Here is a 19365-nt window from a genome sequence, read left to right as displayed (position 1 = left end):
GGAGGGCGCGGGCTCGGCGGGGGCGGGGCTGAGGACGACGGCGGCCGAGACCGTGACGGCCGCGGCCGGGGCCGCGGTGGCCAGCACGGTCTTGGTGCCGGCGTCACGCAGGATGTCGGCCAGGCACAGCAGGGGGAGTACGGCCAGTTCCAGCAGGCGCGGCCGGGGATGGCAGGCGTTGGCGTTGGACCGCAGCAGCCGGGCGGCCCGCGCGAGCTGGCCGCGGACGAGGTCCTTGCTGAGGACGATGATCGCTCTGCCGTCCTGTTCGCCGAGGTATCCGAGCAGCGGGGCGGGCATCGTGGCGCGGGCGAAGGGGCCGATCCTGCCGCGGGTCGGCGCGGCGGTCAGCAGGTGCCGCCAGACCTGTCCGGCGGCATCGGGGTGGGCCGCGGGTGCTCCCGGCGCGGTCCCGGCGATCAGGATGAGGGTCGGCCGGCCCTCCGGCAGCGGCACCGACAGGCATTTCCACCCGGTGGCCGTCCGGAAGGCGTATTCCATTTCGGCGGGCGGGTTCCACTGCTGGGCCACGGCCAGCTGGCTGCGTAACCGGGCGTTCTCCTGGGTCAGGCGTGTGATCATGCTGCGGAGGTCTTGGTCGTCGGGGTTCATGCGTCCTCCCCTCGGGTGCCCGCGTGCGGGGACGCGGGCGTGGATCCGCACCGGGGGACGCACGCCGGGTGGTGCGTCGGCCCGGTGGTGGTCGTGAAGACCCTGACCGTAGAAGCGTTTGTGGGGCGGCTTTTGGAGGCTGTACATGGGCGGGTGCCTGCGGCTGGAGCCGACCGGCCGGGGCGGGCCGGGCGCCTGCGCAGGCCCCCGATCGTGGCCGCCCGTCGCCCTCCGGTGGTGCCGGAGGGCGACGGCGGAATCTCAGGAGCGGGTCGGTGCCGTCTCCGCCGGGTGGCGCTCCGCGGGCCCTGCGGCCGGAACGAGGGGGACGGTGAGGCAGGTCGCCCCGCGGCCTTCCGGGATGCCGTGGGCGCCGCCGGCTCGCCATGCCGGCCGGATCTTCAGCGGGAGGACCGCCCGGCCGGTGTGGGCGCGGCTCCGGGCGTCTTGATCTTGTTGATGGCCGGCAGGGAGGGGCCGCCTTCGGCGACGAGGCCGGCCCTGGAGCCGGAGCACAGTTCGATGTGGTGCCGCCGGATCGCCTGGCCGAGGTGCCGCCGGGCCGCCGGGGGAAAGCTGGGAGTGCCGCATCCGTCCATTCGCTGCGTTCCTCTCCTTGTGAGCCGGTCACAGCAGCCGGGACTATGGCCGAGAACTTTAGCGACCCGGAACGGGCTTTGGCGAGCAGTGGCGCTTTTTTCGTCTGAGATTCTCAGAAAAAGTGCGTTCAATGATGGCTCTTTGAAAGTTTTACTTACTTAAAACGCGTTCTAACGCTTCTTGTTGCAGAGGTGTAAGTACGGTCGGTGACAGCTTGCGTGCTCAGGGCGATACGATCCGGGTGAATTGGCCCCCTGCGCACGACCTCGTGGCGACCATGCGGAGGGGGGCGGTGTCCGCCTCCGCGGAGAGGAGCACAGGGCATGAGCATTGAATACCCCTGGATGGTCCTGCTGTTGATCACGATGGCCATGACCGCGGTCGTCGCCGTGGGGAGGCGCCGCAGGCGCGTGCGTAAACGGGCGCGGCAAGCGCGGCAGGGCCGGGCCGAGAACGCGGTCCGCGCCGTCGCCTCGCAACGCGACGACGCCCGCGCGGCCCGCCGGCAGGCCGAGGCGTTCCTGGCGACCGCCCGCCAGGAGCACCGATCCCTGCGGGAAGCATGCCTCGACCTGGCCAGGCGCTGGGCCATGCTGCCCCCCGAGGAACCGCACCGCAACGACCCCTGCGCGTTCGCCGAGGAACTGCGGCACATCGTCCACCTGCACGGCGAGGGGAGCCGATGACCGGCCGACGCCTCACCCCGGCCGGGAATCGCCGCGGGCCTGGCCGCCGTCTTCGGCGCGCTTGTCCCGGCCGGGCCGTCCTCCCCGGGAGACCCGGCCCCGGGGCGGCACGGCGGCTCCGGCGGCCGGCCCCGCCGCGGATACCGGGCCGCGAGCCCCCAGCCCGTCGGCGATCGCCGAAGCCCAGCCCTCGATCTGCGGCCAGTCCCGGTAGTCGCCGTATCGCAGTCCCATGACCTTGCAGATCAGACGCCCGGTGAGGGGGATGTGCTCCCGCCGGAAGACCCCCGAGAAGAGCCGGTGTTCCCGGGCGGCGAGCCTCTGGTGAAGCTCCTCCGTCAGGAGGGCCTCCTCCTTGGGGCCGTAACTCCGCCAGGGACCGCGAAGCGCGGCCGGCATCCCGACGCTGAACAGCCACACCGGGCGGCCGGCCAGGACGTCGTGCGCGCGTGTCACGAAGTCGAGCGCCTCCGGCAGCCACGCACGGCTGTGGACCGCACTGCCGAGCACGAACCCCTCGTACCCGCCTGCGTCCTCCACCCCGTCCATGGGGCGGACCTCAACGCGGATGTCGTGCTCGGCCAGGACCGTACCGATCCGCTCGGCGATGCTCCGCGTGGAACCGTGTGCGCTTGCGTACCCGACAAGGATGGTCATGTCCTCACCTCCGCGTCCTCACCTCCATGTTCTGCCGTCGCGGCCTGCTCCGCCGCAGGTCGTTGGCCCCCAGGGGGAGGGACCTCCGGCCCTAGGGCGCCCGCCGCCCGCGCTGGACGATGGAGGCGGAATCGTCTTCCAACGAGGTGAGCCCTATGGGCTGGGAACCGATCACCAAGGCCGGACTCTCCGGCTCTCCACCGAACCTGGACGACTACGACGCGGTGTGCGCCCGCTTCAGCTGGAAGGACGCCCGGGCCGCCATGGACGGCCTGCCGGACGGGCGGGGCCTGAACATCGCCCATGAGGCGGTCGACCGGCACGCCGCGGGACCACTGCGTGACCGGGTGGTGCTGCGCTGCCTCGACCGTTCCGGCGCGGTGACCGAACTCAGCTACGCGCGGCTGCGGGACGAGACCGGCAGGTTCGCCAACGTGCTGCGGGTCCTCGGGGTGCACAAGGGCGACCGGGTGTTCTCACTGCTGGGCCGGGTACCCGAGCTGTACGTGACGGCCCTCGGAACGTTGAAGAACACCAGTGTCTTCTCACCGCTGTTCCCCGCGTTCGGGCCGGAGCCGATCCGCGAACGGCTCCGCCTCGGTGACGCGAGGGTGCTGGTCACCGATCCCGAACTGTACGCCAGGAAGATCGCCCAGATCCGGGACGAGCTGCCGGGGCTGAAGCACGTCCTCATCGTGGGCGGGGACGAGACGCCGCCCGGCACGGTGTCCTTCCGCGAGATCATGGACGGCGCCGCCCCGGGCTTCGAGATACCGCCGACGGACCCCGAGGACATGGCACTGCTGCATTTCACCAGCGGCACCACGGGGCGGCCGAAGGGCGCGGTGCACGTCCACGAGGCGGTCGTGGCGCACCATGTCACCGCCGCCTACGCGCTCGACCTGCGGACGGGCGACGTATTCTGGTGCACGGCGGACCCCGGGTGGGTCACCGGCACCTCGTACGGGATCATCGCTCCGCTCACCCACGGGGCGACACTGCTGGTGGACGCCGCCGAGTTCGATGTCCGGCGCTGGTACCGGACGCTGGAGGAGCAGCGCGTCACGGTCTGGTACACCGCCCCGACGGCGCTGCGGATGCTGATGCGGTACGGCACCGAGCCCGCTCGCGGGCACGACCTGTCCGCCCTGCGGTTCGTCGCCAGCGTGGGGGAGCCGCTCAACCCCGAAGCCGTCGTGTGGGGCGAGGAGGCGTTCGGGCTGCCCGTCCACGACAACTGGTGGCAGACCGAGACCGGCGCCATCATGATCAGCAACTACGCGTCCATGGAGATCAGGCCCGGCTCGATGGGACGTCCGGTGCCCGGCGTGGAGGTCGCGCTGCTGGACCGGGGAGCCGACGGGCGCGCCCTCGTGTCGCCCGGCGGGCAGGTGACGGTGGCACGCGGCCCGGACGCCGAAGGCGAGCTGGCGCTGCGTCCCGGCTGGCCGTCCATGTTCCGCGGCTATCTGCACGACGACGCCCGCTACGCCAAGGCGTTCGCCGGCGGCTGGTACCTCACCGGCGACATCGCCCGCCGGGACGCGGGCGGTTACTACTGGTTCGTCGCCCGCGCGGACGACGTGATCAAGTCGGCCGGGCATCTGATCGGGCCGTTCGAGGTCGAGAGCGTCCTCATGGAGCACGAGGCCGTCGCCGAGGCGGGGGTCATCGGGCGGCCGGATCCGGTGGCCGGGGAGATCGTCAAGGCGTTCGTCACCCTGCGTCCCGGCTACCGGGCGGGGGAGGAGCTGCGCCGTGAGCTGATCGCCTTCGGCCGGCGGCGGCTGGCCTCGCTGGCGCCCAAGGAGATCGCCTTCGACCAGAACCTTCCGCACACCCGCAGCGGCAAGGTGATGCGCCGGCTGCTGAAGGCGCGTGAGCTGGGCCTGCCCGAAGGTGACGTGTCGACACTGGAGCAGCATCATGACCAGGAAGAAGACCGCTGAGAAGCGGAACACCGGGCCCGCGGCGGCCGCCGGCGCACCGGACGCGGCCGTCGAGGAGCGCCGCGGCCTGCTCCACGAGATGCTGCGGATCCGGCGCTTCGAGGAACGCTGCGTCGAGCTGTACAGCGCGGCCGAGATCCGCGGGTTCATGCACCTGTACATCGGCGAGGAGGCCGTCGCCGCCGGGACGATGGCGGCGCTCGGACCGGACGACGCGGTCGTCACCACCTACCGCGAGCACGGGCACGCCCTCGCCCGCGGCGTGTCGGCGGAGGCGATCATGGCGGAGATGTTCGGGCGGTCCACCGGGTGCAGCCGCGGCCGCGGCGGCTCGATGCACCTGTTCGACACCGCGACCCGCTTCTACGGCGGCAACGCCATCGTCGCCGGCGGGCTGCCGCTCGCGGTCGGGCTGGCGCTCGCCGACCGGATGCGCGGCGCCGACCGCGTCACGGCCTGCTTCTTCGGTGACGGGGCGGTCGCCGAGGGAGAGTTCCACGAATGCATGAACCTGGCCGCGCTGTGGCACCTGCCGGTCCTGTTCGTCTGCGAGAACAACCGCTACGCCATGGGCACGGCGCTCGCCCGCGAGCACGCGGAGACGGATCTGGCGCTGCGCGCCTCGTCCTACGGGACGGTCTCCTGGGCGGTCGACGGCATGGACGTCCTCGCCGTCTCCACCGCCGCGCGGCGGGCGGCCGAGGCGGTGCGCTGGGGCGGCGGCCCGCATTTCCTGGAGATGCGCACCTACCGGTACCGCGCCCACTCGATGTACGACCCGGACCTCTACCGCGACAAGAGCGAGATCGAGGAGTGGCGGCGGCACGACCCGATCGACGCCCTCACGACCCGGATGCGCGACACCGGCGAACTGGGCGACGACGATGTCGCCGCGATGGAGAAGGAGATCGCCGCCGAGATCGACGCCGCCGTGGAGGCGGCGAAGGCGGCGCCGCTGGAACCGGTCGAGGATCTGGCCCGGTTCGTCTACTCCGAAGAGGCGGTGCGGCCATGACGACGACGAAGACCCGCGACGCCGACAAGGCCGCCGGGAACGAGCCCATCACCTACCGGGAGGCCATGCGGGCCGCCCTGCGCGATGCGCTCACCAGGGACGACCGGGTCTTCCTCATGGGAGAGGACGTCGGGCGCTACGGCGGCTGCTTCGCCGTCAGCCTCGGGCTGCTGGAAGAGTTCGGGCCCGAGCGGATCCGCGACACGCCCCTGTCGGAGTCGGCGTTCGTCGGTGCGGGCATCGGCGCGGCCCTCGCCGGGATGCGGCCCATCGTCGAGATCATGACGGTCAATTTCAGCCTGCTCGCGCTCGACCAGATCCTCAACAACGCGGCGACCCTGTCGCACATGTCCGGCGGGCAGGTCGGCGTGCCGCTCGTCATCCGCATGACGACCGGGGCGGGCCGGCAGCTCGCCGCCCAGCACTCCCACAGCCTCGAAGGCTGGTACGCGCACATCCCCGGCCTGCGCATCCTCGCCCCCGCGACCCTGGAGGACGCCCGGGGCATGCTGTGGACGGCGCTGGAGAACCCCGACCCCGTCCTGATCGCCGAGCACGGCTCGTTGTACGGCATGGCCGGTGAGCTGCCGCCCGGCGCGGGCGCGGTGGACATCGACCGCGCCGCGGTCCGCCGGACCGGCTCGGACGTCAGCCTCATCACCTACGGCGGAACCCTGCCGAAGACCCTGGACGCCGCCGAGCGGCTCGCGTCCGAGGGCGTCCAGGCCGAGGTCATCGACCTGCGATCGCTGCGCCCGCTGGACGACGCCACCATCATGAGCTCGGTCCGCCGCACCCACCGCGCCGTGATCGTGGACGAGGCGTGGCGGTCCGGGAGCCTGTCCGCGGAGATCAGCGCCCGCATCACCGAGCAGGCGTTCTACGACCTCGACGCGCCGGTCGGCCGGGTGTGCGGCGCCGAGGTCCCCATCCCGTACGCCCGGCACCTGGAGGAGGCGGCGCTACCGCAGCCGGACGACATCGTCGCCGCCGCGCACCGGGCGGTGAGCGGCGATGCCTGACTTCACGATGCCCTCGCTCGGCGCCGACATGGAGCGGGGCACCCTCACCCGATGGCTGGTCGAACCCGGAGACCGGGTGCACAAGGGGGACATCGTCGCCGTCGTCGAGACCGACAAGGCCGATATCGAGGTCGAATGCTTCGACGACGGCGTGATCGACACCCTTCTCGTCCAGCCCGGCGCCAACGTGCCGGTCGGAACCCCGCTCGCCAGGCTGACCTCCCCGGCCGCCGCCCCGAGCGCCCCGCCCTCCACTGCGAAGCCGAAGCCTCCCGCTGCGAAGCCGAAGCCCCCGGCTGCGAAGCCGAAGCCGCCCGCCGCGGAGCCGAAGCGGCCCGTGCCCGCGGGCCACCCGGAGCCGGAGCGGGGAAAACCGGCCCCCGCTCCCCGGCGCCCCGAACCGGCGACTCCGCTCGTCCAGCGCCTCGCCGAGGAACGGGGCATCGACCTGACCTCGGTGAACGGCACGGGACACGGCGGCAGGATCGTCCGCGCGGACATCGAACGGGCGACCCGGCCGAAGGCGTCACCGCTGGCCCGCCGGCTCGCGACCGAACTCGGCGTGGATCTGCACCACGTGTACGGGTCGGGAGCCCGCGGCGTCATCCGCGCCGACGATGTCCGCGCCGCCGCACGGGCCCCCCGGCGACCCGCGGAGCCCCGCCCCGCGGCCGACGAGAAGCAGGCGGCGATGCGGCGGGCGATCGGCCGGCTCATGGCCAGAAGCAAACGCGAAATACCGCACTACTACCTCGGCACCACCATCGACATGGGTGAGGCGACCGGCTGGCTGCGCCGGCGCAACCGCGAACTGCCGGTGGCGCGGCGCCTTCTCCCGGCCGCGATGCTGCTCAAGGCCAGCGCCCTGGCGGCCCGTGAGGTACCCGAACTCAACGGCCACTGGCTCGACGAGAAGTTCGTCCCCGGCGACGGCGTCCACCTCGGCATCGTCACCGCGCTGCGCGGCGGCGGGCTGGTGACCCCCACCCTGCGCCGCGCCGACGAACTTTCCCTGGACGACCTGATGTCCGCCCTCAAGGACCTGCTCGTCCGCGCCCGGTCGGGCCGGCTGCGCGGTTCCGAGCTGGACGGCGCCACGATCACCGTCACCAACCTGGGCGACCAGGGCGTGGAATCGGTCACCGGCGTCATCTTCCCGCCGCAGGTCGCGCTCCTCGGCTTCGGCAGGATCGTCCAGCGTCCGTGGGCGGTGAACGGGCTGCTGGGCGTCCGCCCGGTGGTCACCGCCACGCTGGCCGCCGACCACCGCGCCACCGACGGATACACCGGTGCGCGGATCCTGGAGGCCGTGGACCGGCTGCTGCAACACCCGGAGGAGCTATGACACCCCGACAGGCGCGTGAACTGGCCGTCCGCTCGCTGGAGAAGGTCGCCCCGGACATCGACGCCGGGACGGTCGGCGGAGACGCCTCGCTGCGCGAAGATCTCGGCCTCGACTCCCTCGACTTCCTCGGCTTCGTGGAAGAACTGAGCGAAGGATCGGGCCTGCGCATCGACGAGGACGACTACCCGGAACTGGCCACCCTCGACGCCTGCGTCACCTACCTCACCCACCGGGCCTGACCACAGGCGCCGGCCCCCATGTCAGCGGGCGGTTCGCAGCAGCTCGTACGGGTCCAGGCCGGTGACGGGCATGCCCGAGCCGTCGAAGACGGTGGCCCCCGCTTCGGCCAGCGCCTTGCGCGACTGCCGGTAGTGATGGGCGCACAGGTGGATGTCCACGGGGCTCAGGTCATGGCCGATGATCGGCATGACCGCGATCACGACGGGCTTGGCCAGGCAGCAGCACGCCCGATCCGCCAGAACCGGGACGGGCGGACCATGAGTGCGTTCGGCTTGGTCTTGAGCCGTCCGCGTGCCCGCGAGCCGGGTGATGCCCTTGTACGGAAACTTGGTAGCCATGTCTTCAGCCTGTCCTGCCGCCACCCGGCAGGACAGGGCCGTCCATACACACATCCCAGGACCAACGGCCCCGCCCCGACGGCACGATCGTGCGGACGCCCGGGGCGATGCCCGGCAGCACCCACGCCCTGACCGCCGCCGTCCTGCAGAACTAAGAGGTCACCCGAGGATGAAAGCGTCACCGGCACCACGGCCGGCGCCGACTGGCCTGGACCATCGAGTGAACACCATCGGCATCCCACCCACCCGCGCCCGGCTCACCCCGGCCGCGCAACTCCCCGCCGCGATACTCGCCCGCATACTTGGCGTCCACATCAACGTCGCAGTCCAATGGCACGCGCTTGTGCCGGAGACTGGACGACCTACGCAGCAGACGTTGGCCGCCGCACCTGAGGAGACCTGTGACCAGGAACGACACCCAAAAGCACGTGGGGGATCCCTTCGGCACGCTTCGCCGGGTCCTGTGGATCAGCGGCGGGCAATGGGCCGGCAAGTCCACCGTCGCCCGGCTGCTGACCCTCCGCTACGGGTTGACCGCCTACCACTACGACTACCAGGATGCCCGCGGCCACAACGACCGCCGGATCGCTCGCCGCGTCAAGCTCGGCCAACCTCCCGCCGACCCGGACCCCGACCGGACCTGGGTGAACACCACCCCGGAGGACATGGCCGCCAAAACGCTGGCCGACTTCCCCGTCCGGTTCGAATGGGCCCTGGACGACCTGCGCGCCCTGGTCTCCGGGCGCCCCATCATCGCCGAAGGCTGGGGGCTCCGCCCCGAGCTGGTCGCCCCGATCATCGACTCGCCCCGGCAGATGGTCGTCATGGTGCCCACCCAGGCTTTCCGCGACCGCCAGCTCCACGACCTCCCCCGAGCCGCCCGCATCGGCCATGGCGTCAGCGACCCCGAACGGGCCCAACGCAACCGGCTGGAGCGAGACCGCCTCGTCGCCGACGACGCCGTCCGCTCCGCGCAACGCCTCGGCATCCGCGTGATCGAGGTCGACGGATCCCGCGACGCCACGGCCATTGCCGACATCGTCGCCGACCACTTCGGCCCCTACCTGCCACCACCAGAGGACCCCAGCGCTTGATCGGCACGGGCGTTCAGGCAGTTCTGATACCCGACTGTGCCGTTGGATGCGGATTCAGCCACCGGCCGCGTGATCCCTCGGGGCGGCTGTCCGCCCGTGATCCGAACTTGGTTCGGCGGTGCTGTCCGAGGCCGTTCCGGTGGTGGTGTAGAGGACCTCGCGGGCCTGCTCGGCGGCGCGGAGGAGGCTCTCGCCGACGAAGTCGAGGAAGCGGGCGGCGTTCTCCAGGCGGGTGGCGGCCGGGGTGCCGGGGCCGAGGAGGGCGGCGCCCTGGCGCGCGGCCTCGGCGAACTGGTCGTTGGAGCGGGCACTGCGGATCATCGACTGGTACCACAGGTCGTCGTCGACGACATAGCGGTCACGGCGGTGTTCGTCGCGCTGGCGGCGGACGAGGTCCAGGTTCTCCAGGAACGTGATCGCTTTGGAGATGGACGCCGGGCTGACCTGCAGTCGCCGGGCGAGTTCTGCCGCGGTGAGGCTGCCGGAGTCGGTGGTGTAGAGGCAGGCCAGCACCCGGGCCATCATCTTGGGGAGGCCGGAGGTCATGAAGACGGTGGTGAGCGTCTCGGCGTACTCGCGGACGGCCTCGGCGTCGCGTCCGTAGGGCTGCGCCGCCGCCTGCGCCCCCTGGGGCGCGGTCTGCCTGCGCTGGCGGGCGCGGCGTTCGGTGGCGTGGTGGGCCAGGTCGGCGCGGTAGCCGGCGGGGCCGCCGTTGCGCATCACCTCACGCGTGACCGTCGAGGTCGGACGGTTGAGGCGTCGGGCGATTTCGGCGTAGGGAAGGCCGTCGGCCAGCCCCAGCGCGATCTGCCGGCGGTCCTGCTGGGTGAGCCTGCCTCCCGGCATCACGATCTCCTTGATGATCATTCGTGGCGGTCCCCGACCCCTCCACCATAGCGTTCACTTCCCATCCATTGCAATGATCGGGTGACGGTCGTTGCGTTAATCTTGAATGCCGTTGCAACAGTTTTCAAGCTTCTACCTGCATAGACATTGATTTTATGCAACGTATGCGTTGCAGTGATTTAGAAAGCAACGTAGCGTTTCTGGTGTTCGAAACAACGAGCAGCAGTGCGAGGAAACCACGATGCAGAAGTTCGACACCCCCGCCCCGATCTCCGCCGTCCTGGACATCCCCGCCGGACGCGTCCAGTTCATCGCCGCCGACCGCGCCGGCACCCGGGTCGAGGTCCTGCCCGCGAACGCCTCCAAGGGCCGCGACGTGAAGGCGGCGGAGCAGACCACGGTCGAATATGCCGACGGCGTCCTGCGGATCAAGACTTCGGCCAAGGACCAGTCCTTCGCCCCCTCTGGATCCGTCGAGGTGACGGTCAAGCTGCCCGCCGGTTCCCGCATTGAGGCGAAGACGGCCGGCGCCGAGTTCCGGGCCGTCGGCCGCCTCGGCGACATCGCCTTTGCAGGCGCCTACCGCCACATCAAGATCGACGAGGCCGCCGGCGTCCACCTCACCGCGACCGACGGCGACGTCGAGGTAGGCCGCTTGAACGGCCCCGCGGACATCAGCACCCAAAGAGGCGACATCCAGATCGCCGAGGCCACGGGCGGCACGGTCGTGCTGCGCACCCAGGCCGGCGACATCTCCGTCGGCGCCGCCGCCGGAGTTTCGGCCGCCCTGGACGCCGGCACCTCCTACGGCCGCATCACCAACACCCTCAAGAACGACGGCACCGCCGAACTCGACATCCGCGCCACCACCTCCCACGGCGACATCGCCGCCCGCAGCCTCTAAAGGAGCAGAGCCATGACGAACCTGGCCATCGCCGCGAACGGGCTGCGCAAGTCCTACCCCGGCAAGGACGGCGACAAGGTCGTGCTCGACGGCATCGACCTGGCCGTCCCCGAAGCAACGATCTTCTCCCTGCTCGGCCCCAACGGCGCCGGCAAGACCACCACCGTGCAGATCCTGTCCACCCTGATCGGCGCCGACGGCGGCCAGGTCCAGGTCGCGGGATACGACCTGAACCGCCAGGCCGACGACGTGCGCGGCGCGATCGGCGTCACCGGGCAGTACTCGGCGGTCGACAAGCTGCTCACCGGCGAGGAGAACCTGCTCCTCATGGCCGACCTCAAGCACCTGTCCCGCGGAGACGGTAAGCGCAAGGCCGCCGAACTGGTGGAGCGCTTCGACCTGGCCGACGCGGCCCGCAAACCCGCCGGCACCTACTCCGGCGGCATGCAACGCCGGCTCGACCTGGCGATGACCCTGGTCGGCGACCCACGCCTGATCTTCCTGGACGAACCCACCACCGGCCTCGACCCACGCAGCCGCCGCACCATGTGGGGCATCGTCCGCGACCTCGTCGCCGGCGGCGTCACCATCTTCCTCACCACCCAGTACCTGGAGGAAGCAGACCAGCTCGCCGACCACATCGCCCTGCTCGACCACGGACGGCTGATCGCCGAAGGCACCGCCGATCAGCTCAAGCGGCTCATCCCCGGCGGCCACGTGTCGCTGCGATTCACCGACGACGACGCCATCAAGGACGCGCTCGGCGTGCTCGGCAGGGGCTTCGTGGACCCGTCCGACGACGACCGGCTCACGCTGCAGATCCCCTCCGACGGCGGTGTCGCGTCACTGCGCGACCTGCTCGCCCGGCTGGACGCGGCGGGCATCGAACCGGCCGACCTCAGCGTCCACACCCCCGACCTCGACGACGTCTTCCTCGCCCTCACCGGCCAGAACAGCGACCAGGACAAGGAGCCCGTCCGATGAGCACTCTCACCCTCGCCATGCGTGACTCCTCCACCATGGTCCGGCGCCAGCTCAAACGCCTGCTCCGCTACCCGTCCATGACCGTGCAACTGGTCATCACGCCCGTCATCCTCCTGCTGCTGTTCGTCTACGTCTTCGGCGGCACCCTCGGCGCAGGCATCGGCGGCGGCCGCGACACCTACGTCAACTACGTCGTCCCCGGCATCCTGCTCATGGCGGCCACCATGGCCGCGACCGGAACCGCCGTCATGGTCGCCACCGACATGACCGAAGGCATCATCGCCCGCTTCCGTACCATGCGGATCTCCCGGGCCTCAGTCCTGACCGGCCACGTCGTCGCCAGCGTCATCCAGCAGCTCCTCGGCATGGCCGTCGTCATCGGCGTCGCCCTGGCGATCGGCTTCCGCCCCGACGCCACCGCCGCCGAATGGCTGGCCGCCGCCGGGCTGCTCACCCTGTTCGTCGTGGCCATCACCTGGCTGTCGGTCGCCCTCGGCCTGAAGTCCCCGACCCCCGAGGCCGCCAGCAACGCACCCATGCCCCTGGTCTTCCTGCCCTTCCTCGGCAGCGGCTTCGTCCCCACCGACTCCATGCCCACCGCCCTGCGCTGGTTCGCCGAATACCAGCCCTTCACCCCCGTCATGCAAACCGTCCGCGGCCTCCTGCTCGGCACCCCGATCGGCGACAACGCCGCCATCGCCACCGCCTGGTGCGCGGGCATCGCCGCCGTCTCCTACCTCTGGGCCAAGCACACCTACAACAAGACCTGACCATGAACCGGCCGAACAGGGCCGTCAGACCGGTTGGTCTGACGGCCCTGAACCTTTCCACCCGTCGCACCCGCAAGAGCGTTCAGACAAGTACACGTTTCTAGAGGGCTCACCCGTGTCTGCTCACTCCAGAGATCTTCGATCTCCCCGGTGTTCAAACCGAACCGGGCGGGCCATTTGGCATCGCCGGGACTGTCCTGAAGATCGTGTGGGTGATTGGGCCTGTGGGCGGGCGCCGGCGGCGAAGGCGCCAAGCACTGGATGACAGCCGGGTCGGCGCGGGGGATCCACCATGATCGCGTACGAGCCCAGTGATGGAAATCTTGGAGTGAGAGCAAGATCGCAGAGTTTATGTCTCTGGCCTGCGGAAATTTTGGAGCGGGCGACGGGAATCGAACCCGCGTAGCCAGTTTGGAAGACTGGGGCTCTACCATTGAGCTACGCCCGCGAGCGGATGGAGAGCCGGGTGGCCCTCGATCGCCATCCCGTAGCGTACAGGGTTCCGGGGGCGGACGGGTCCGGCGGGCGGGATGCGGGTTCGGCGCAGCGGGCGGGGGCTGATCGGGACTAGACTTCTCCCGTCACCGCGCTCGGCGGTGACGTGCGGGCTGTAGCGCAGTTTGGTAGCGCACCGGCTTTGGGTGCCGGGGGCCGTGGGTTCAAATCCCGCCAGCCCGACAGGGACGATTGGGCCGCCGGCCGGGCGCGCCGCCTTGGGCGGGCCCGGCCGGCGGCCCGGTGCCGGTCAGAGGGTTTCCAGGAATGCGCGGGCGTCGGACGCCGCGGTGCCGATCGCCTCCGGCAGGTGCTCTGGGTGGCGGCCGCCCGCGTTCGCCACCCGGCCCTTGCCTCCTGCTCCGCCGCCGACCTGCCGTGCCGCGCGGGTCAGGAGGTCGCGCGCCGGGACGGCGATGTCCGTGCCCACTGCCGCCAGCAGTGCCGCTTTGCCGCCGGACTCGGTGCCCAGGACGACGATGCCGCGGGGGGCGCGGCGGTTGAGGATGCCCCTCGCGATGGTGCGGAGGTCCGTGCTGGTCAAGCCCGGGATCGTCTGCGCGACCAGCCAGCCGCCCGGTGCCTGTTCGGCTTGGGACGCCAGCCGGTCCGCATGCGCGTTCAGTTCCGCCCCGCGGAGGGTTTCCAGGTGTCGCTGGGTTTCCGCGAGTGTTTCCAAGCGTTGGCGCAGGCGGGCCGGGGCCTGGTCGGGGTGGACGTTCAGGAGGGCCGCGAGTTCGTCCAGCAGGTGCCGCTGGTGGTCGTGGTGGCGGAGCGCGTCGGCGCCGGTGAGGGCTTCGATGCGGCGCAGGCCGGTGCCGATGGACGACTCGCCGACGATGTGGACGGGGCCCGCCTGCGAACCGTGGCCGACGTGGGTGCCGCCGCACAGTTCGCGGGACGCGTCGCCGATGTCCACGATGCGGACGTGCTCGCCGTACTTCTCGCCGAACAGCGCGATCGCGCCGGCGGTTTCCGCGTCCGCCCTGGCCGCCTCCCAGACGCGGACGCCGGGGTCGTCGAGCAGGTAGTCGTTGACGAGGGTCTGCAGGGGGCCCGTCTCGACCGGGGAGAGGTGCGTGAAGTCGAAACGCAGGCGTCCCGGCTCTACGCGGGAGCCGCGTTGGGTCGCGTGGTCGCCGAGGAGGCGGCGCAGCATCGCGTGCAGGACGTGGGTGGCGCTGTGCGATCGTGCGGTCGCCTGCCGGCGGTCCGCGTCGATGACCGCTTGCACCTCGTCGCCGGGACGCAGCTCGCCGTCCAGTATGCGGACGGTGTGCACGTGCAGGCCGTCCAGGCCGGGGCGGGTGTCGAGGACCCGCGCCTTCCCGGTGGGGGTGTGCAGTGTGCCGGTGTCGCCGACCTGGCCGCCCGATTCGGCGTAGCACGGGGTCCGGGAGAGGATCACTTCGAGTTCGTCGCCCTCGGCCGCGCCGCGCAGTTCGCCGCCCGGGCCGAGGAGTGCGAGCACGGTTGTTTCCGCTGTTTCCGCGGCGTGGCCGACGAAGTCCGTGAGGCCGTGTTCGGCGGTGACGCGGCGGTAGACCTCCTGGCGGGCGACCGCGTCGCCCTTCCGGTCCTGGCCCGCCCGGTGCGCCTGGCGGCGCTGCTCGTCGAGGAGTTCCGCGAACGCGTCGGTGTCGACGGTGAGGCCCGCCGAGCGCGCCGCGTCGATGGTCAGGTCGATCGGGAAGCCGTAGGTGTCGTGCAGCTCGAACGCGGTGCGGCCGGAGATCGTCGAGGTCGTGCGGGTGATCGCCGCGTCGAGGAGCCGGGAGCCCTGGCGCAGCGTCCGCTCGAAGCCCTCCTCCTCGGCCGTGACCACCTGGCGGATCAGCTCGGACCGCCGGGTCAGTTCCGGCCACGTCCCGCCGAGGGTGCCGATCACGCTGGACGTCAGGTCCGGCAGCGCCGGGTCGATGCCGAGCCGGCGCGCGTGCCGGATCGCGCGGCGCATCAGCCGGCGCAGCACGTAGCCGCGGCCGTCGCGTGCGGGCATGACGCCGTCGGCGATGAGGAACGCGATCGACCGGGAGTGTTCCGCGACGATGCGGAAAGAGCTGGAGTCGTCGCTGCCGTCCCGTCCGGGATAGGGGCGTCCCGCCATTTCCTGGACGAGCTGGAAAGTGGGTGAGAGGAGGTCGGTTTCGCAGACCGTGTCCACGTCCTGCAATACAGCCGCGAGACGGTCGAGACCGAGCCCCGTGTCGATGTTCCGCGTGGGAAGTTCCCCCAGAATCGGATACTCGCCCTTGCCGGACCCCTCCCCGCGGAGGTTCTGCATGAAGACGAGATTCCACAGTTCCTGGTAGCGCTCGCCGTCCACCGCGGGTCCGCCCTCTCGCCCGAAGGACGGGCCCCGGTCGTAGTGCAGTTCGGTGGACGGCCCACATGGGCCGGGTATGCCCATTGACCAGTGGTTGTCCCCCATGCCGAGCCGCTGAATCCGCTCCGAGGGGACGCCGATGCGCCGCCAGAGCCGCACGGACTCCTCGTCGTCCAGGTACACGGTGACCCATAGGCGTTCCGGGTCGAGGTTGTAATGCCGGGTGAACAGCTCCCACGCCCAGGCGATCGTCTCCGCCTTGAAGTAGTCGCCGAACGAGAAGTTGCCGAGCATTTCGAAGAACGTCGCGTGCCGCGTGGTGCGGCCGACGTTTTCGATGTCGGACGTACGCGCGCACTTCTGCACCGATACCGCCCGCGGGTGCTCCGGCGTGGTTTCGCCCAGGAAGTACGGCTTGAACTGGTTCATCCCCGCGTTCGTCAGCAGCAGCGTGGGATCGGACGGAACCAGCGGGCTGGACGGCACGACGCGATGGTCGCGCTCTCGGAAGAAGTCCAGAAAGGTCGAGCGGATGTCAGTCGAAAGCATGGGACGGCCTCACGAGGTCGATGGGATGACGGCGCACACCGCCGAGCCGGGCCGGGCACGACTGCCCGTTCCCCAGCCCGGCGCGGCTAGCTCGCCGTCCCACCTCGTGAATGTCCATCACAGATCACGCTATCCCGCACCTCGCGTGACGGCACATGAATTTCCGGTGATCAGCCGAGGAGCCCGGGAAGGGCGGTCAGGGACGTGATGCGGGTGACCTCCAGGTCGGGCGGAGGATCGCCGGAACGGTCGAGCCATATGCCCCTCAGCCCCGCGGCGGCGGCGCCCCGGGCGTCGGTGACGAGGCGGTCGCCGACGTAGGCGGCCTCGCCGGGCGGGACGCCGAGGCCCGCGCAGGCCGTCCGGAAGATTCCGGCGGCCGGCTTGGCGGAGCCCGCCTCGCTGGACGCCACGACATAGGGCAGCAGGTCCGCGAGGCCCAGCCCTTCGACCTTCGCCCGCTGCTGCGCGGCGTCCCCGTTCGTGATCACCCCGAGCCGCAGGCCGCGTCCCGCCAGGACGTCCAGTGCGGCCCTGACATCGGGAAACGGACGCCACGCCGCCTCATAGAGCGCCACATACTCCGAAAGCCACGCGTCGGCGCGGGCGTCGCCCCACGTTCCGAGGCCCAGTTCCCGGGCGAGCCGGACGATCCGGCTGCGGCGCTGGGCGGTGAAGTCCAGGTCGCCCGCCAGGTACCGGTCGACGGCCTCCTCGGTCAGCTCCATCCAGCGCCGGACGAGCCACCCCGCGTCCGCGTCCGGGAACGACCGGACGATCGCCTCGCCCGCGGCCCCTTCGTGGTCGAGGAGCGTCCCGTCGAGGTCGAACAGCACCGTCGCCAGCACGGGCCCATTGTGCCGGGAGAATGGACGGGCCCCTGACCGGCGTCCGGTTGGTCAGGGGCCCGATGTCTCGGCCGTCTGAGGGGCTGGGGGAGTCCCCTCCTGCGAACAGCCCGGCCGAGACCGCTCATGCGGTCAGCCGAGACCGCCGCGCATCGCGGTGATCAGCTCACCGTCCGGGGTGTCGCCGCTGAGCTCCCAGAAGAAGGCGCCCGCCAGGCCCTGGTCCTTGGCGAAGGCCATCTTCCCGCGGATGGTGGACGGGGTGTCGTAGCTCCACCATTCGCTGCCGCACTTGGCGTAGGCGGTACCGGCGACGGTGCCGGTGGCGGGGCACTTGCCCTTGAGGACCTTGTAGTCCTCGACACCGGCCTCGTAGGTGCCGGGCGCGGTACCGGTCGCGGTGCCGCCGGGTTCGGACTGGGTGACACCCGTCCAGCCGCGGCCGTAGAAGCCGATGCCGAGCAGCAGCTTGCCCGCCGGGACGCCCTTGGCCTTGAGCTTGGCGATCGTGTCGGCCGAGTCGAACCCGGCTTGCGGGATGCCCGGGTAGGACGTGAGCGGCGAGTGCGGCGCCGTCGGTCCCTGGGCGTTCCAGGCGCCGAAGTAGTCGTAGGTCATGGGGTTGTACCAGTCGACGTACTGGGCGGAGCCCGCGTAGTCGGTCGCGTCGATCTTCCCGCCGTCGGCGGCGTCGGCGGCGATCGCGGTCGTGACGAGGTTGCCCGACCCGAACTTGGCCCGGAGCGCGGACATGAGCCTCCTGAACGCGTCCGGTCCGCTGGTGTCGCAGGTCAGGCCGCAGGCGTTCGGGTACTCCCAGTCGATGTCGATGCCGTCGAACACGTCCGCCCAGCGCGGGTCCTCGACCAGGTTGTAGCAGGACTCGGCGAACGCGGCCGGGTTCTGCGCGGCCTCGCCGAAGCCGCCGGACCACGTCCAGCCGCCGAACGACCACAGCACCTTCAGGTTCGGGTGCAGCTTCTTCAGCTTGCGCAGCTGGTTGAAGTTGCCGCGCAGCGGCTGGTCCCAGTTGTCGGCGACGCCGTCGACGCTCTGGTCGGCGGTGTAGGCCTTGTCGTAGGCGGCGAAGCCGTCGCCGACGGCGCACTTGCCGCCGGTGACGTTGCCGAACGAGTAGTTGATGTGGGTCAGCTTGCCGGCGGAGCCGCTCGTCTCGATGTTCTTGATGTGGTAGTTCCGCTGGTAGACGCCCCATTCGGCGAAGTAGCCGATGACCTTGCCGCCGGAGCCGGGGTCCCCGCCGCCGGTGCCGTCGTCGGTGGTGACCGACACGCTGTTGGACGCCGGGGAGGTGTTCCCGGCGGCGTCCTTCGCCTTGACGGTGAAGGTGTAGGCGGTCTTGGCGGACAGCCTGCCGATGGTGGCGCCGGTGCCGGTCACCGACGTCGCCTTGGTGCCGCCGTTGTAGACGTCGTAGCCGGTGACACCGACGTTGTCGGTCGCCGCGTTCCACGACAGCGACACGCTCGTGGCGGTCTTGCCGGTGGACGTGAGGCCGGACGGGGCGGTGGGAGCCTGCGTGTCGTCGCCGGGGGCACCCGACCCGTCGCAGGGCGCACCGTTGATCGTGCAGCCGGTGAACCAGCCGGAGCCGGTGCCGCCGAACCCGAAGCTGGCGCTGGCGCCCGCGGCGATCGTGCCGTTCCAGCTCGCATTGGTGAAGGTGTAGTGGTTCCCGGAGACGGCCTTGGCGGCGTCCCACACGCTCCCGATGGACGTTCCGGACGGCATGTCCGCTTCGAGTTTCCAGCCGTTGACGGCCGAGCCGGTCCCGTTGGTGATGGTGCAGCTTCCCTCGAAGCCGGTGCCCCAGTCGGAACTCTTCTTACAGGTGGCGGTGACGGTCCCCGCCGACGACGCCGGCGGCGCCGTGAGCAGGGCGGTGGCCACCGCCAGTGTTGCTGCGCCGGCGAGCGCGATGGCCCGCCGTCCGCCCGGTCCTGACATGATTCTCCGTTCGTCCGGCCCCCGAGCAAACAGGAATCCCCGCTCAATTCTTAGGAAAGTTTCCTAAGAATTGGAAGGATGGTAACCGGGCGGAACGGCGTGTTCAAGGGCTTGCGG

18 protein-coding genes and 2 tRNA genes are annotated in these 19365 nt (G+C 70.9%); 11 read left to right on the top strand and 9 right to left on the bottom strand.

Annotated features, from left to right (window positions below):
- The coding region (locus tag AF1_RS06845; protein ID WP_157419141.1) for a hypothetical protein at nt 1–612 on the bottom strand (612 nt) is incomplete at its 3' end.
- Nucleotides 613–1013: 401 nt separating this feature from the next.
- Nucleotides 1014–1211 carry a hypothetical protein gene (locus tag AF1_RS06840; protein ID WP_067794149.1) on the bottom strand — a complete coding sequence of 66 codons (198 nt, stop codon included), beginning with the start codon at nt 1209–1211 and terminating at the stop codon, nt 1014–1016.
- Between the two features lie 324 nt (nt 1212–1535).
- Between AF1_RS06840 and AF1_RS06835 the strand changes: the two genes are divergently transcribed.
- Complete coding sequence (locus tag AF1_RS06835; RefSeq protein WP_131732826.1) at nt 1536–1898, top strand: hypothetical protein; 363 nt, start codon at nt 1536–1538, stop codon at nt 1896–1898.
- 12 nt (nt 1899–1910) lie between these two features.
- Here the strand turns inward: AF1_RS06835 and AF1_RS06830 are convergent, their stop codons facing one another.
- Entirely contained in the window at nt 1911–2555 is a 645-nt protein-coding gene (locus tag AF1_RS06830) for a flavodoxin domain-containing protein (protein WP_084262516.1), read from the bottom strand.
- A gap of 155 nt (nt 2556–2710) precedes the next feature.
- On the opposite strand from AF1_RS06830, the gene acsA reads away from it, so the two are divergent.
- From acsA to AF1_RS06805, 5 genes are read left to right on the top strand one after another with little or no spacing between them, the layout of a single operon-like run.
- Nucleotides 2711–4504: an acetate--CoA ligase gene (gene acsA / locus AF1_RS06825; protein WP_067794147.1), complete on the top strand. Its 1794-nt coding sequence runs from the start codon at nt 2711–2713 to the stop codon at nt 4502–4504.
- Nucleotides 4482–5519, top strand: coding sequence for a pyruvate dehydrogenase (acetyl-transferring) E1 component subunit alpha (gene pdhA, locus AF1_RS06820; RefSeq protein WP_174548827.1), 1038 nt, complete (start codon nt 4482–4484; stop codon nt 5517–5519). The genes acsA and pdhA overlap by 23 nt, the downstream gene beginning before the upstream one ends.
- Nucleotides 5516–6541 carry an alpha-ketoacid dehydrogenase subunit beta gene (locus tag AF1_RS06815; RefSeq protein WP_067794146.1) on the top strand — a complete coding sequence of 342 codons (1026 nt, stop codon included), beginning with the start codon at nt 5516–5518 and terminating at the stop codon, nt 6539–6541. Before pdhA ends, AF1_RS06815 begins: the two co-directional genes overlap by 4 nt.
- Nucleotides 6534–7886 (top strand): dihydrolipoamide acetyltransferase family protein, encoded by a 1353-nt coding sequence (locus AF1_RS06810; RefSeq protein WP_067794145.1) that lies wholly within the window; start codon nt 6534–6536, stop codon nt 7884–7886. Before AF1_RS06815 ends, AF1_RS06810 begins: the two co-directional genes overlap by 8 nt.
- Nucleotides 7883–8125, top strand: a complete 243-nt coding sequence (locus AF1_RS06805) for an acyl carrier protein (protein WP_067794144.1) — start codon at nt 7883–7885, stop codon at nt 8123–8125. Before AF1_RS06810 ends, AF1_RS06805 begins: the two co-directional genes overlap by 4 nt.
- A 21-nt stretch (nt 8126–8146) precedes the next feature.
- On the opposite strand, the gene AF1_RS34150 is transcribed toward AF1_RS06805, so the two are convergent.
- Entirely contained in the window at nt 8147–8464 is a 318-nt protein-coding gene (locus AF1_RS34150; protein WP_131732827.1) for a DUF7455 domain-containing protein, read from the bottom strand.
- Nucleotides 8465–8865: 401 nt separating this feature from the next.
- On the opposite strand from AF1_RS34150, the gene AF1_RS06795 reads away from it, so the two are divergent.
- Nucleotides 8866–9558: a hypothetical protein gene (locus AF1_RS06795; protein ID WP_242608935.1), complete on the top strand. Its 693-nt coding sequence runs from the start codon at nt 8866–8868 to the stop codon at nt 9556–9558.
- Nucleotides 9559–9612: 54 nt separating this feature from the next.
- On the opposite strand, the gene AF1_RS06790 is transcribed toward AF1_RS06795, so the two are convergent.
- Entirely contained in the window at nt 9613–10404 is a 792-nt protein-coding gene (locus AF1_RS06790; protein WP_067794157.1) for a GbsR/MarR family transcriptional regulator, read from the bottom strand.
- A gap of 241 nt (nt 10405–10645) precedes the next feature.
- Between AF1_RS06790 and AF1_RS06785 the strand changes: the two genes are divergently transcribed.
- From AF1_RS06785 to AF1_RS06775, 3 genes are read left to right on the top strand one after another with little or no spacing between them, the layout of a single operon-like run.
- Nucleotides 10646–11308 carry a DUF4097 family beta strand repeat-containing protein gene (locus AF1_RS06785; protein WP_067794141.1) on the top strand — a complete coding sequence of 221 codons (663 nt, stop codon included), beginning with the start codon at nt 10646–10648 and terminating at the stop codon, nt 11306–11308.
- A 12-nt stretch (nt 11309–11320) separates the two neighbouring features.
- Nucleotides 11321–12292: an ATP-binding cassette domain-containing protein gene (locus AF1_RS06780; RefSeq protein WP_067794140.1), complete on the top strand. Its 972-nt coding sequence runs from the start codon at nt 11321–11323 to the stop codon at nt 12290–12292.
- Entirely contained in the window at nt 12289–13062 is a 774-nt protein-coding gene (locus AF1_RS06775) for an ABC transporter permease (protein WP_067794139.1), read from the top strand. Before AF1_RS06780 ends, AF1_RS06775 begins: the two co-directional genes overlap by 4 nt.
- A gap of 374 nt (nt 13063–13436) precedes the next feature.
- Here the strand turns inward: AF1_RS06775 and AF1_RS06770 are convergent.
- A tRNA-Gly gene (locus tag AF1_RS06770) sits at nt 13437–13510 on the bottom strand.
- Nucleotides 13511–13666: 156 nt separating this feature from the next.
- Here AF1_RS06770 and AF1_RS06765 point away from each other — a divergent pair.
- Nucleotides 13667–13740: transfer RNA gene (locus AF1_RS06765), tRNA-Pro, on the top strand.
- A gap of 67 nt (nt 13741–13807) precedes the next feature.
- On the opposite strand, the gene alaS is transcribed toward AF1_RS06765, so the two are convergent.
- From alaS to AF1_RS06750, 3 genes are all read right to left on the bottom strand, one after another.
- Entirely contained in the window at nt 13808–16432 is a 2625-nt protein-coding gene (alaS, locus tag AF1_RS06760; protein ID WP_067794138.1) for an alanine--tRNA ligase, read from the bottom strand.
- A gap of 170 nt (nt 16433–16602) precedes the next feature.
- The gene (locus AF1_RS06755) at nt 16603–17280 is read right to left on the bottom strand and encodes an HAD family hydrolase (RefSeq protein ID WP_067794137.1); all 678 of its coding nucleotides are present in this window, start codon (nt 17278–17280) and stop codon (nt 16603–16605) included.
- A 132-nt stretch (nt 17281–17412) separates the two neighbouring features.
- Entirely contained in the window at nt 17413–19248 is a 1836-nt protein-coding gene (locus AF1_RS06750; RefSeq protein ID WP_084262515.1) for a glycosyl hydrolase family 18 protein, read from the bottom strand.
- Between the last annotated feature and the right edge of the window lie 117 nt (nt 19249–19365).

Source organism: Actinomadura formosensis NBRC 14204, assembly GCF_001552155.1.
Taxonomy (GTDB): domain Bacteria; phylum Actinomycetota; class Actinomycetes; order Streptosporangiales; family Streptosporangiaceae; genus Spirillospora; species Spirillospora formosensis.
The sequence above is the reverse complement of the archived record's forward strand: the minus strand, read 5'-3'. Positions and strand labels throughout refer to the sequence as shown.

What these genes read in the sequence shown, in the direction of transcription:
- AF1_RS06830 (WP_084262516.1), bottom strand. Translation starts at nt 2,555, where the DNA reads ATGACCATCCTTGTCGGGTACGCAAGCGCACACGGTTCCACGCGGAGC.
- AF1_RS06780 (WP_067794140.1), top strand. Translation starts at nt 11,321, where the DNA reads ATGACGAACCTGGCCATCGCCGCGAACGGGCTGCGCAAGTCCTACCCC.
- AF1_RS06810 (WP_067794145.1), top strand. Translation starts at nt 6,534, where the DNA reads ATGCCTGACTTCACGATGCCCTCGCTCGGCGCCGACATGGAGCGGGGC.
- AF1_RS06750 (WP_084262515.1), bottom strand. Translation starts at nt 19,248, where the DNA reads ATGTCAGGACCGGGCGGACGGCGGGCCATCGCGCTCGCCGGCGCAGCA.
- AF1_RS06815 (WP_067794146.1), top strand. Translation starts at nt 5,516, where the DNA reads ATGACGACGACGAAGACCCGCGACGCCGACAAGGCCGCCGGGAACGAG.
- acsA (WP_067794147.1), top strand. Translation starts at nt 2,711, where the DNA reads ATGGGCTGGGAACCGATCACCAAGGCCGGACTCTCCGGCTCTCCACCG.
- AF1_RS06790 (WP_067794157.1), bottom strand. Translation starts at nt 10,404, where the DNA reads ATGCCGGGAGGCAGGCTCACCCAGCAGGACCGCCGGCAGATCGCGCTG.
- pdhA (WP_174548827.1), top strand. Translation starts at nt 4,482, where the DNA reads ATGACCAGGAAGAAGACCGCTGAGAAGCGGAACACCGGGCCCGCGGCG.
- AF1_RS06840 (WP_067794149.1), bottom strand. Translation starts at nt 1,211, where the DNA reads ATGGACGGATGCGGCACTCCCAGCTTTCCCCCGGCGGCCCGGCGGCAC.
- AF1_RS34150 (WP_131732827.1), bottom strand. Translation starts at nt 8,464, where the DNA reads ATGGCTACCAAGTTTCCGTACAAGGGCATCACCCGGCTCGCGGGCACG.
- AF1_RS06835 (WP_131732826.1), top strand. Translation starts at nt 1,536, where the DNA reads ATGAGCATTGAATACCCCTGGATGGTCCTGCTGTTGATCACGATGGCC.
- AF1_RS06805 (WP_067794144.1), top strand. Translation starts at nt 7,883, where the DNA reads ATGACACCCCGACAGGCGCGTGAACTGGCCGTCCGCTCGCTGGAGAAG.
- AF1_RS06785 (WP_067794141.1), top strand. Translation starts at nt 10,646, where the DNA reads ATGCAGAAGTTCGACACCCCCGCCCCGATCTCCGCCGTCCTGGACATC.
- alaS (WP_067794138.1), bottom strand. Translation starts at nt 16,432, where the DNA reads ATGCTTTCGACTGACATCCGCTCGACCTTTCTGGACTTCTTCCGAGAG.
- AF1_RS06775 (WP_067794139.1), top strand. Translation starts at nt 12,289, where the DNA reads ATGAGCACTCTCACCCTCGCCATGCGTGACTCCTCCACCATGGTCCGG.